Genomic DNA, 13137 nt, shown 5'->3' with positions numbered 1-13137 from the left:
TGAAAGAGATAAGTTTTCTTTAAGTAGGTAGGCGCCGTTAAACATGAGTGAGTGTCAAGTATAAGTTACGGTTGAGAAACGAAACTCAACACCCGCATGGGTTCGCTGTCACTTGAGCACAGCTATACCCGGCAGGCTTTACCCATCTGCAAATAATTAGGTCTGCCTATTGAGTGTTTAGCACCGAAAAGCTTGATAAGTCAGGATCAAATGCTGAATATCTAAGGTTTTTATTTAATCAGAATAACCCTGCTATGTCTAAATCTCAATCAGAGAAATGGCTGATAGTGCTATCTAGAACTCAGCAAAGCTGCTGAGCCTTGCCAACCTCATGGTTCCCAATCTGGGTCTAATTTAGCTTGAGCGTTAGCTAATAGTTAATAAAGCGTCTTGGTATTTGCGCGGATTTCCAAAGTCAAACTAGATGAGCAAAACCGCAATGCTACTGCCAAAGAAAGTCTGCTTGGGTAGACTCTGGTAAATTCAGCATGCTTAAGTGTTTTCAAGCTGGCAAAAGAAACTGGTAAAAGCGGAATCTGGCTTTGCTTGTCCGACGTTGGCGTTGGCGGTAACTCAGCTACTGTACTGACGGCTTCATTGCAGCTTTACAGTCTTACTGCTTTACGGCTCATATATGAAGCTTTCATAAATCATGTTTTGGTGAAGTATCTGCGTGACGGCCCCCTCCGTATTACTAGCAGACAACTGCAAAAACACGGAGAGCTTGGACAGACTTACTTGTTCTATGAAGTGATGACTCTACCTCTATTGTCTTTTTTGCTGTCTGTCTGCTTATGAATACCGCTACTCCTTTGTGAGGTTCTATGAAAGTAAGACAGTTCGGTTTCGTCGCTGGCTTGATGACGGCAGCAGCTCTCAGCTTGCTGGGTCATCAGGCTGCTGAAGCAGCTACCACGCGGCTGTTTGGGCTAGACGACAGCAATTCCATCCTGTATTTTGATCTGGAAAATCCCAGCACTATCAAAACCCTCAACGTAACCGGGATCAACGGTTCCCTGTTGGGTATTGACTTTCGCCCTGCCAATCGACTGCTCTACGGCATTACTGATACAGACGATATCTACACTATTGACATCAAAACCGGAGCCGCTACGTTCCAAAGCACGCTGTCGCCGCTGTCTTATAGCGGCGGCCAGCAGTCTGGGTTTGACTTTAATCCGGCTGCCGATCGCCTGCGGCTAGAGGGAACCAACGACCAAAACTTTCGGATCAACGTCGATACGGGTGAGATTGCAGACTTTGACCCCAATACCCCCGGTGTCCAACCTGACGGCACCTTGGCCTATGTTGCGGGCGATCCTAATTTTGGAGTTGATCCCAACGTGACGGCGGCAGGCTACATCAACTCCTTTTTTGGTGCTCCTGCAGGGCGAGCGACTCAGCTCTATGCCATTGACTATGTTCTCGACACGCTGAATCTGCAAAATCCGGCAAACGCTGGCGGCCTCAGCACCATTGGCAGTTTGGGAATTGATTTCAATGCCCTGGGGGGTTTTGACATATTCTCTCCCACCGAAGGCGCGAATATTGCCTATGCGGCTTCTGGCTCTACCCTCTACTCCGTTGATCTCGCCTCGGGTGGGGCAACGGCGATTGGAGACTTTGGTGATGACGACAAGCAGCTGATAGGACTGGCGGTAACGTCTGTGCCTGAACCCGGTATGGTAGGTAGTTTGGCAGCTTTGAGCCTGCTAGGACTGTTTGGCCTGCGCCGATCGCAAACGGTCTAAGGCTAGTTGTTCCTGTAGATGACTGAATTTGTAGATGACTGAAGACAAAGGGCGATCGCTCAGCTAGGCGATCGCCTTTTTTGTTTTCTCTGTTTTTTTCTGGTTGATAATTGCCTCTCTGACAATGGCAAATGCCAGAGAGAATGCCTTACAATCTCTCGGTGTCCGGCTGGCGTTGAGCTAGCTGTGTTTGCAAGTTTGTTTGTTTGCCGAGTCGCTCTATGGATCTTCCCTCAGCCGCAATTCAGCAGCGAACCCGTGAACTGCGATCGCTCCTGCAGCAAGCTAGCTATGCCTATTACGTGCTAGATGCGCCCCAAATGGCAGATCCGGTCTACGATCGGCTCTACCGGGAACTGCAAGACTTAGAAGCCCAGCATCCTGCTCTAATTACCCCTGACAGCCCCACCCAGCGCGTAGGTGAAAAACCCGCCAGCCAGTTTACTTCCGTTCGCCACAATATCCCCCTTTACAGCTTAGAAAACGCCTTTGGCATTGGCGAATTTGAGGCTTGGGAAGACCGCTGGCGGCGCTTGGAACCGGATATTGAGCAGGTGGCCGCAGTGGCTGAGCTGAAAATTGACGGCAATGCCCTAGCCCTGACCTACGAAAACGGCATCCTCACCCGTGGCGTTACGCGCGGTGACGGCGTTACTGGTGAAGACATCACCCAAAATGTCAGAACCATCCGCAGCATTCCCCTGCGCCTAAAACTGCACAATCCCCCCGCCCAGATTGAAGTACGGGGCGAAGCTTTTTTACCCTTAGATGTTTTTGAGCAGATCAATCAAGACCGGGAAGCTGCCGGAGAAACCCTGTTTGCCAACCCTCGCAATGCCGCTGCAGGCACCTTACGCCAGCTCGACTCCCGCGTCGTGGCCCGCCGCCAGCTCGACTTTTTCGCCTATACTCTGCTCATCCCCCACTGGAACCAACCCCTCCAGCTTGAAACCCTCGCTCCCACCCAGTCCGCTCCCGCTCCCTCACCGCCTGCAGTGCCTCATCCCCTGCCCGCTAGCCAGTGGGATGCCCTCGAACTGCTGCAAAAGCTTGGCTTCAAAGTCAATCCCCATCGCAAACTCTGCCAGAGCACTGAGGAAATTGAGGCTTACTACACCTACTGGGCTACCGAGCGGCAGCAGCTCAGCTATCTCACCGACGGCGTTGTCGTCAAGCTCAACTCGCTAGACTTGCAAGATCGCCTGGGCTTTACCCAAAAGTTTCCTCGCTGGGCCGTGGCGCTGAAATATCCGGCGGAAGAAGCTCCGACAGTGGTGCAAAATATCACGGTTAATGTGGGGCGCACCGGCGCGATTACGCCAGTGGCCGAGCTCAGCCCAGTGCAGCTAGCAGGCACCACTGTCTCCCGCGCCTCGCTGCACAATGCCGATCGCCTAGCGGAGCTAGACATTCATATTGGGGACACCGCTATCGTCCGCAAGGCGGGCGAAATCATCCCGGAAGTGGTACGAATTTTGCCTGAATTGCGGCCTGCCGAGGCTCGTTCTTTCTCGCTGCCAACCCACTGCCCAGAATGCGGTGAGCCAGTGGACAAACCGAAGGGAGAGGCCGTCACCCGCTGCGTCAATCGTTCCTGTCCGGCGATCGTCCGGGGTGCCCTGATTCACTGGGCCAGCCGGGACGCGATGGATATTAGCGGCCTGGGCGAAAAATGGCTGCAGCAGTGGGTGGAGCTAGGACTCGTGGCGTCGATCGCCGATCTTTATAAGCTCACCGTAGACGACTTGCTGCCGCTAGATCGCATGGGTCAGCAGCTAGCGCAAAAACTAGTAGAGGCGATCGCCCAGTCAAAGCAAAAGCCCTGGTCGAGAGTGCTCTATGGCTTAGGCATTCGCCACGTAGGCAGCGTCAACGCCCAGCTTTTGAGCGAGCAGTTTGTCACAGTCGCGCAGCTAGCTACAGCAGAAACTGAAGCGATCGCGGCGGTGTATGGCATTGGCCCTGAAATTGCTCAGTCGGTCTATCAGTGGTTTCGCGTACCCGCTAATCAAAACCTGATTGAGTCGCTGCGAGCAGCCGGGATTCAGCTAGCGGCGCAAGCTGACACGACGGCCCTAGGGCAACCGCAACCGCTGTCCGGCAAAACCTTAGTATTGACGGGGACCTTGCCTACGCTTAAGCGCAGTGAAGCCAAGGCACTGATTGAGGCCGCAGGTGGCAAAGTCACCAGCGCTGTCAGCAAGAAAACCGACTATGTTGTGGCCGGGGCAGAAGCCGGATCTAAGCTAGAAAAAGCGCAGCAGTTAGGCATTCCCGTTCTTTCAGAAGCGGACTTACAGCAACAAGTCAGGGCAATTCCGGATGCAGGCTCCTAGACTTCACGGTCTCAGGGAAATTGCTGAAATTTTAGTCAATCACCGGGTAGGCGGCGGAGATTTTTGATCAATAGAGGCTATAGTTCCCTCAGATTACTGTTTTCTCTGTTTTATGAATGTGGGTATTGACCGGGAATTTGCCAGCGCCGAGCATTCTAGGGGCCACTATTTTGGGGGGATCAAACGCTGGCTAGCACCGAGCTTTTGGGGATTGGGCGCTGGTATTCTCCAAAGCTTAGCGATCGCAACTCCGGCTGTCTCGGCTGAGCGAATTTATCTCACCTTCGGCCTCTTTGAGCGAGCAATTGAGATAGAAGATTTGGAGACTTTAGCCAATGAGGGAGAACTGCCCAGTGATCTAGAGTATTACGCTCGGTTTTTAACCCCAGAACAGCTGGCGCAGTTGCGCACGGTATTGACTGAGCCAGTTGATATCAACGTCATCACGGTTTCCCAATTTCTGCATACGCCCCAAGGCACGTTTTTGCTGCAGCAGCTTGGCGAGGTCATCAATACGCCGGCGCGTCTCTCCGGCTTCCTGCCGCTGCGGGCGGCACTGGTGCTGGCGGCGGCTGATTCAGAAGAAGGGCTGACGCTGCTCAACGTGCTGCGCTACTTTCCGACCCAGGGCGTGCGCATTGACCTGCTGCGCGGCTTAGCGGTGGCGGAGGGCATCGATCGCGCCGTGAATGAGGCCAACCAGGCGATCGCAACGATACAGAGTACGGCGCTGCAGGCTGCCCAGCAGCAGACCCTCCCTGACATAGCTTCTCTGCCCAGAGAAATTCAGCGGCGGGGGCCATTTGCCCTGCGCCGAGTTTCGCTGACTGTACGCCGGTTCAATCCACCGGCTGATCTCTATATCCCAGTTGTTAGCGAGATTGCTTCGCGGGAATTTCCGGGACGATTTCCCGTCGTGGTGATCTCTCACGGACTCGGCAGCGATCGCACCACGTTTGCTTACCTGGCTCGCTATCTTAGCTCTTACGGGTTTGTGGTGCTGGCAGTTGAGCATGGTGGCAGCAGCGCTGAGCAACTTTTGGCCTTAGCCGAGGGGCGTACGACCCAGGTAGTCCCGGATGATGAGTTCATCAATCGGCCTCAGGAAGTCAGCCTGGCTCTAGATGCGCTTACCCGCTTCGCTAGGGCTGATTCTTATCTGCAACGCCGCATCAATCTAGATCAAGTCGGTATCATCGGCCAGTCTTTTGGCGGCTTTACGGCCCTAGCGCTGGCCGGAGCGACTTTTAATCAGGCTTCACTAGTAGAAAACTGTCCGCCTCAGCTCAGCAGCTTTAATGTTTCGCTCTTACTGCAGTGTCAGGCTTTAGCACTGTTTCAACCGGCGATCGCCGCTGGGGACACAGCCTCAGCTCGGCTGCCAGAAACGGTTGCCACATTTAGCGATCCGCGTATCAAAGCGGCGATCGCCGTCAATCCCATCGGCAGCATCATTTTCGGGCCAGCGGGGCTGAGCCAAGTTGAGGTGCCTACTCTGCTGGTTGCGGGCAGCTCGGACACCGTAGCGCCGGCTCTAGCTGAGCAGATTATCCCTTTTACCTGGCTGACCTCTGCAGAGCGCCACCTGCTGCTGCTGCAAAACGGTACTCACTTTTCTACCGTTGCCCGCTCGGAAAACGACAGCGAAGTTTTACCCATTCCGGTCAGCATTCTGGGGCCCCGTCCTGATATTGCACAGAATTACTTAGAGGCCATGAGTACAATTTTTTTCCAGACTTACCTACGCCAAGATCAGCGCTATCGGCCTTTTCTCAGTGCGGCCTATGCTAGCGAGATCAGCCAGTCGCCCCTGCCCCTCAGCCTGGTACAGTCGCTGAAGGCCACCGAGCGATCGTTACTAGAAAGCCCTGAACCGTAGGAACAACACGTTATTTTGACCGAGAAAGATATTTGTTTTTGTAATTCTTAATGCAAGTACATAGTCTGATTGCCAAACGTTATAAGTTTGACGATTGCGATAACTTTTACCGCAGCCCCCTTGTAGCTTTTTTGGAGGAGCGTTAGGGTAAAGCTATGAATCTAAAGAAAATATAAATAAGTAGATCAAGTCGCTTATATTCCAGTGTTCCTATACCGAAACCGACAAACATGAATGCTTCCCTCTTGCGTTTGCTCTGGTCTCGAATTGAAAAAACGCCCGCCGATGTCCTAACTCGACTAGGGGGTGACAGCTTGACGCAGTATTTACTGGGACAAATCAAAGATGACGTTTGCCTCAGTCCTGAAGAGTGCAACGCTGTTGGCTCCTATATTAGTACCCGCAGCGTTTTAATTCGCGATTTGGCCTATGCCCGCGCTAGCTAAAGGACAATAGCATCAAGGCTATAGTCTCGCCAAGTCTGATGATGTCGCTCTGAAACATAGGGACGCAGCACAAACTGAGGCTTAGCGCCAGTCTGAACATCAATCCGTAAGAAAGAGTAAGGTCGTCGCTGCTGCTGCTGGCCGCTAAGACCCACAAATAGCTGCGATTTGGCAACCAAACGCTTTTCTCGATAGGGGTAAGCTTTTTTAGGAAAAACTTCATCTAGCTCAGCCCCAGCGGGCCGCTGTCGTCTCAGGCTCAGACCGCTTCCGCCGCAGACAACCCAGCTCAGATTGGAGTCAGCATGGCCCGTATCCAGGGTACGCAAATATTCAAAGCAGTGGGCATGACCGCTCAGCACTAAATCCACTAGGGGGCGATCGCCGCGATTTTGACCCACTGCTGTAGCTGCACCATTTAAGGCCCAGCGCAGGTGCTGTCGTACAGCCAGCGTTTGTCCTTGCCACCACTTCGTTGCCTCGCTGACATAGGGCGGATGATGAAAAAACAGAATGCGACCCCGCACCTGCGGATTTTGCCATGAGGCAATTAGGCGCTCTTGCAGCCAGATGAGCTGATCCATATCTACAGTTTCCGCGCCCTGAGCCGCCAGTTGCTTGTCAATATCTCGCTGCACCTCCACCAGTTGCTCCAGCTTGCCTCTAAGAGCGTCGAGCTGTTCGGCGGCTTCTGGAAGAGTGGCCTGTAGCCGTGCCGCCTCGTCAAACACTTCCGCTTCTGCGGCGGCGATGGCACGGCGGTGGGCCTGAAGCATCTGCCGATAGCTTTCCCCATACTGATCACTGGGTAAGGGGGAAGGAGCATTGAGGGTGTTGGAATCTAGGGCGAAGAAGTCAATGCCGCCATAGCGAAAGCTGTAATAGCGGTTGGGCAGGCGGGTGAACTGACCTGGTTGATAGCGCAGGCAGCGCCCCCTTTCGGTTTGAGCATCATAGTGGCGATTGAGGTGGCAGGCTAGCTCATCTAAAGTCAAATCTTGAGAATAATCTAAAAAGGCGCGGGCAAAGGCATCTCCCTGCCCCGATCCGTAGCGGCCAATGTTACGCCGTAGGGGCTGCCGCAGCAAACGCTGCAGGGGCTGAGTCAGCGGCGCGAGCAGGCTGTGCAAACGGGGTAAGTCGTAGTAGTCGTGATTGCCCAGAACAGGCAAGAAGGGCAGGGCAAAGACCATCTGGTCGTAAGCAATCTGATCCGGGCGATCGCCGCCCACTAAAAACTCCCGGTAGGGCTGAATGAAGTTAGCAGGATACTGCTCGTGGGAACCACACTGATAGACCACGTCACCCGTGTGGAGTAAAAATTGGCAGTCAGCGTGATGAGGGAGCATTTGTGCCGCAATCCGCCGCTGCGGATCGTGATGGCCATGACTGCCAGAGCCACTATCGCCAATTACTAAAAAGGAAAAGCTCTCCTGGTCGTGACCGTCCTCTAGGACAAAGCGGGTTTGATCAATGCCGCTTGTCACCATGAGCGGATGCTGCCACTGCACCCGCTCTTTCATCTTTTGAATTTTGGTGGCAATCGTCGGTTCTAGAAGCCGCAGCATAGAGAAGAGGGAGATCAGCACGCCTGCTTATAAAGTAGCCTTATCTCCGCTGAACTGCCGCAAGTTAGGCTTGTCGCGGACATACCCGACAGTGCACCTGAACTTTCCTGAACTTTTTACTGAATTTTCTCCATCGACGATCTGATACAAACCAGAGAGACTGTTCTTATCCGAAGTACCTAAGGTCATGCCGGGAGAATCTTCAAGTAGACAACCTTTTTAGCTTGTCGAGCGAGTTTGAAGGTTCTCCGGTTTTTTTATTTGGGCTAAGTCAATAGCAGGCATTCCCGTTCAAGCCGCTCGTTTCAGGTAGAGGGCGCGTTGGCGATATTCTGCAGACCCATTACCAGTTGATTTTGAGGTAGTGCAGGAGCAGCCATATTCTCTAGGGTGCGCGATCGCTGAGTGCCGATCATGGCAATTTGGCTGGTCAACAGGAAGCTCGTAAAGCTGGCGATGACGATTACCGGCAGCATGGCGGTTCCCGACAAAACGCTGAGGATGATGCTTGTGCTGATGGGAGTTTTAGTCACCGCGACATTGACTGCTGCCATCAGACAGACCATGCCCAGCGTCGGATGGATTTGAGGCACTGCCAGGGCGATCGCTAATCCCACATTGGCCCCAATAAAGAACAGCGGAAAGATAAAGCCGCCTAAAAAGCCAGAATGTAGCGTAAAGCTGATGGCGAACATCTTAGCGACTGCAATCAGCAGCAGCGCCGATACTCCTAACAGCGCTCCCGTCTCAATCACCGTATGAATCTGCTCCTCGCTGAAAAAGAGCGTCTGCGGATAGGCAAAGGCAATCAGGCCAATAGATAGACCGCCCAGAGTTGCTAGCAAAATGCGGAAATGTTCTAGCGGCTCTAGAATCCGGCCTACTAGCCGAAAGACGTAGATAAACATAACCGCCACGCCTGCCCCGACAACACCCAGCGCTAACCCTTCCAAAAGATTGATCGGCGTCAGCGGCGGTACCGATTCAAAATGATAAAAGCCACCAATGGTGATGCCCGTACTGATGCGAAATACGGCAAAAGATAAAATTGCTGAAATCACGGCAGGCGCAACGGCTTCGTAATACTCCAACCCTCGACGGTGGGGAATTTCCAACGCAAAGATCGCCGCGCCAATCGGAGCACCGAAAAAAGCGCCTAGCGCCGCGCTCATGCCGCAAAATGTGAGGACGCGCACTGAAGCGGTTTCTAACTTCAAGGAATCGCCTAGCCAGCTACCAAAGCTGCCGTTGACCTGAACTAAAGGCGCTTCTGGCCCAGCACTGCCGCCTGAGGTAATTGCCACTAGCGAAGCAATTACCATAGCGGGGGTTTTACGAATGTCAATTCGCCCTGGGCTGTGAATCTTATCAACGACTTGGGCCATTTCGCCAGGTAGACCCATAAAGTAAAGAATTAGTCCCACACAAAAGCCGCCTGTTGTGGTGGCGATCCATACATAGTTATTAGCTGGCAGCCAGTCAGGAAAATAAGGGATGGCTAAGTTCGGCAGCGTATGCCAAACCCCATGCATCATGGTTTCTAAAACGAAGTAGTAGCAGGTAGCTACTATGCCCCCCACTAAACCAATCGCTGCTGAGCAAAGCACTAACTGTAAATAAGTGAGCTGACGTTTCTGAGAATCTTTGTCCGCGAAGCTTTGAGAACTGCTGTTGGGAGAACTGACTTGAGTAGACACGGTTTGTGCGCCTCGAAAGTAGGTGTGGCTAGCAGCGGCTGACTGAGAATCTGGTGACCTGCGCGCTGCTTTTAAGCCAAGCTACAAAAATCCATCTGATGGCTTGGTGTATTCCAACACAAACTTTGCTGACTCATGTTTCAAAGCCGCTGTCACTATGCAAATATCACATGCAGATAGCAGCGATCGCGGCAGGCACGAGAAGACCCGTTACGCTTTCCTATTAATCCCCCCGGCTGTTATTCCCCTCTCCCACCACATTCAGCTCCACCTCAAACTACTCCCACATGTCTCGCCAGTTACCCTGACGACTATGTGCGCCTAATCGGCATCGACCCGCAAAACAAGCGCCGTATCCTAGAAACCATCATTCAGCGCCCAGAGTAGGGCGAGCACTGCCCGCCTCAATAAAGCCCTCGCCACACCACGTAGGGCGGGCACTGCCCGCTTCTAAAGGTCAAAGTGATTAATGAGGAACGTAGAATCGAAGAGAATCAGCCAGCTCGCTGCAAAGATTATGTAAAGTAGCGCCCCAAGCGGTGGCATTGACGATTGCTCGTCAGTTGCATTCTATACAGGCAGGCAACGGCACATCTGAAGATATGCGGAAAGTTGCTATTGGGCTGAGCGGGTCTGGCTATAATCGGGGAGACTCTCTTGTGAATAAAAAATGGTGGAATGGCTAGCCATCTGGGGTGTTGCAGCACTGTCGGTCTTTCGGCCAATTCTGGAAGACATTGCTAAGGAAGTCGCCAAAGATGCGGCCAAAAGCTACGTCGGGCAATGCTTTAAGAGCGTTTTTTCCGTTATTTACAAGGAACCGCTCACTAAGGCCACTGGACAGGCGCTTAAAGAACTGCTGCAACTCATTGAAGACGAACTGATTCGGGCCGATATTGAGGGAGAGCGGCTACAGGCCTGGATCTATGATGTGCGGCGGTTTGTGAATCAGGAGTCGGTGCGCGACGCCATCGCCGCCCTGTTTTTGCAGCCTGACTACCATCTTGATCCCAAAATCTTTATCACGGCGTGGCAACAGCTCGACGGTGCCCTCGCCATGCCAGAGGGGTTCTCTTGGCCATACGTGGCGAAGCGCTTTGCGGCCAAAGTGGTGGCAATCCGCCAATCTTCGACAGAACTCCAGGAGACGTTCGCCTCCCTGGCTCAGGCCCAGAATACTGAGGCATTGCAAGAACTGGCGGGACTGCCTCCAGAGTTTAATCTGGAAACCTATCGCGAAGCGCTAGTCGAGCGCTATGGCACGGTAGATTTGGCCAGCCTTGACACGACAGGAGCCTATTACGAGGTGCGGCTATGGAGCGTGTTTGTGGCGCAGTCGGTGCGGGAGTGCCATGAGTATGACCCGCAGCTGCTGGAGGTGCCGAAGGATCAGCTGCTGCGCTTGGTGGAAGCTGGAGAACTGGATGCGGCCCAGCTGGCCGAGTCGGAAAGGCTACACGATGAACGGCGGCGAGCCTATGTGAACCAACCCCCCAAACCCGTGCTGGCAGTCACTGATGCCGCCGCCATCCAACGGCTGGTCATCTTGGGGGATCCAGGATCGGGTAAGTCTTCGCTGTTGCGGTATCTGGCGCTGCAGTGGGCGCGGATTAATGACGCCAACCAGCGCTATACCCAGCCGCTGCCGCTGCTGATTGAGCTGCGAGAATATACCCGCTGGCACTGCCCCAGCCACAAAGGCTTTTTAAAGTATCTGCACGAAGCCTCAACTTGGCATCGGCTGAATCAGCAAACCTTGAAGCACCTGCTGGAGCAACCGAACCGGGTGGTGGTGCTGCTGGATGGATTGGACGAAGTGTTTGACCCGGCTGAGCGGGAGCAGGTGGTCAACGATATTCATCGCTTTAGCAATGAGTACAAGAATGTGCGCCTGGTGGTGACGTCGCGGGTGGTGGGCTATCAGCCCCATCGGCTGCGCAACGCCGAGTTTCGCCACTTTATGCTGCAAGATCTGGACGACGACCAGATTGGCACCTTTTTGGATCGGTGGCATGAGGTGACGTTTGATAAGTCGCAGAAAACGGACGCTGAGAGTAAGCAAGAGCGGCTGGAGAAGGCAATCCAAAACTCTAAATCGATTCGGCAGTTGGCAGGGAATCCACTGCTGTTGACGATGATGGCGGTGCTGAATCGACATCAAGAGCTGCCGCGCGATCGGGTTGACCTGTATCAGCAGTGCTCGCGGTTGCTGCTGCATCAGTGGGATGTAGAACGTACATTAGTCGATTTTCCCGGCTTGAGTACAGAGATCGGGCTACGGGAGAAGACTGATATCTTGCGGGTGGTGGCATACGCTATGCAGACGCGGGTATCGGACGAATTGCGCGCTAATTACATTGACGGCGACACATTGACTGGCTTGATTGAAGAGTATCTCCGCACAGAATTACGGTTTGACCAAGCGCGGGCAGTAGCGCGGGCATTGGTAAAGCAGCTGCGTGAACGAAATTTTATCCTTTGTTTCCTGGGTGCAAATAGTTACGCTTTTGTCCATCGCACGTTTTTGGAGTATTTCTGTGCTGCAGAAATTGTTCATCAGTTTAATGTTGCCAAAACACTCAATGAAGATGCGTTAATCAATCTATTTGAAAAGCATTGTCGAGATGATGATTGGCGCGAGGTTTTACGTCTGGTTTGCAGTCAAATAGACGAATATTTCGTGGGTCTCATCCTTCAGCACCTTACGAATCGAACGGATATTGACACACTCATCCATTCCTCGTCTCCACCGAACGAATTACCTCTCGCCATTGAATGCTTAATGGAAGCAAGAAACATTAGTGATTTGCAAGTGGTTGGAAATCTTCTGCTTCGCACCGTAGTTCGGGTATTTCAGCGCAACATGTTCAATGAAATGATTGATGAAATTGTGACATTGTCTCGAAGCCTTAGCAGACCTTGGCCGGGAGCTGTCTGGGAGGACGAATTCGAAACTCATTTTGAGCGGCTATATCACTTGGGAGAGGATTCTGGTGCTCCATCATCGACGGGAAGCTGGCCACATTTTGTAGCAAATATCTTTGGTGACCGTCAGCGTGTAATAAGTCTTGCCTTAAATGCGAATTGGTATGCGCGTCAGGCGTCATTTCTAGCACTAGCTATGAAGTGGCCAGACGAAATTACCCATGACTTCCTTGTCCAGCGCTCTATCGACGATGAAAATGGGACTTCTCGCAGCGCTGCTCTACGGGCGTTGGTCCAGACATGGCCAACCGAGACCACCCATGACTTTCTTATCCAGCGCTCTACCGACGATGAAAACGAATATCCCCGCCGCACTGCCTTGCAGGCCTTAGCGGACAAATGGCCCGATGAGACCATGCGCACCTTCCTCACCCAGCGCGCCCTCAACGATGAAAACGAATATCCCCGCAGCACTGCCTTGCAGGCCTTAGCGGACAAATGGCCCGATGAGACCACACGCACCTTCCTCACCCAG

At 53.1% G+C, this 13137-nt stretch carries 8 protein-coding genes and 1 pseudogene; 7 read left to right on the top strand and 2 right to left on the bottom strand.

All coding sequences use genetic code 11. The features are described from left to right. The first annotated feature begins 824 nt into the window (after positions 1–824). From QJQ48_RS06445 to QJQ48_RS06430, 4 genes are all read left to right on the top strand, one after another. Positions 825–1751 carry a DUF4394 domain-containing protein gene (locus QJQ48_RS06445; RefSeq protein ID WP_346290390.1) on the top strand — a complete coding sequence of 309 codons (927 nt, stop codon included), beginning with the start codon at positions 825–827 and terminating at the stop codon, positions 1749–1751. Between the two features lie 221 nt (positions 1752–1972). Further along, the gene (gene ligA, locus QJQ48_RS06440) at positions 1973–4087 is read left to right on the top strand and encodes an NAD-dependent DNA ligase LigA (RefSeq protein WP_346290389.1); all 2115 of its coding nucleotides are present in this window, start codon (positions 1973–1975) and stop codon (positions 4085–4087) included. Between the two features lie 112 nt (positions 4088–4199). After that, entirely contained in the window at positions 4200–5966 is a 1767-nt protein-coding gene (locus QJQ48_RS06435) for an alpha/beta hydrolase (protein ID WP_346290388.1), read from the top strand. A 230-nt stretch (positions 5967–6196) separates the two neighbouring features. Next, positions 6197–6412 carry a hypothetical protein gene (locus QJQ48_RS06430; RefSeq protein WP_346290387.1) on the top strand — a complete coding sequence of 72 codons (216 nt, stop codon included), beginning with the start codon at positions 6197–6199 and terminating at the stop codon, positions 6410–6412. Here QJQ48_RS06430 and QJQ48_RS06425 read toward each other — a convergent pair. Together QJQ48_RS06425 and QJQ48_RS06420 are read right to left on the bottom strand one after the other, a co-directional pair. After that, positions 6409–7980 (bottom strand): metallophosphoesterase family protein, encoded by a 1572-nt coding sequence (locus QJQ48_RS06425; RefSeq protein ID WP_346290386.1) that lies wholly within the window; start codon positions 7978–7980, stop codon positions 6409–6411. The genes QJQ48_RS06430 and QJQ48_RS06425 overlap by 4 nt on opposite strands. A 305-nt stretch (positions 7981–8285) precedes the next feature. Further along, positions 8286–9677: a chloride channel protein gene (locus tag QJQ48_RS06420; protein ID WP_346290385.1), complete on the bottom strand. Its 1392-nt coding sequence runs from the start codon at positions 9675–9677 to the stop codon at positions 8286–8288. Positions 9678–9834: 157 nt separating this feature from the next. Here QJQ48_RS06420 and QJQ48_RS06415 point away from each other — a divergent pair, with 157 nt between their 5' ends. The 3 genes and pseudogenes from QJQ48_RS06415 to QJQ48_RS06405 form a co-directional block, all read left to right on the top strand. Further along, positions 9835–10002 carry a hypothetical protein gene (locus QJQ48_RS06415; RefSeq protein WP_346290384.1) on the top strand — a complete coding sequence of 56 codons (168 nt, stop codon included), beginning with the start codon at positions 9835–9837 and terminating at the stop codon, positions 10000–10002. Next, positions 9954–10064 (top strand): annotated as a pseudogene (locus QJQ48_RS06410) (RuBisCO small subunit-like domain-containing protein); the annotation flags it as partial. The gene QJQ48_RS06415 and the pseudogene QJQ48_RS06410, both read left to right, overlap by 49 nt. 283 nt (positions 10065–10347) lie before the next feature. Further along, the coding region (locus QJQ48_RS06405; RefSeq protein WP_346290383.1) for an NACHT domain-containing protein at positions 10348–13137 on the top strand (2790 nt) is incomplete at its 3' end.

This window comes from Sphaerothrix gracilis Ecp01 (assembly GCF_030405905.1).
GTDB classification, from domain to species: domain Bacteria; phylum Cyanobacteriota; class Cyanobacteriia; order Phormidesmidales; family Phormidesmidaceae; genus Sphaerothrix; species Sphaerothrix gracilis.
The sequence above is the reverse complement of the archived record's forward strand: the minus strand, read 5'-3'. Positions and strand labels throughout refer to the sequence as shown.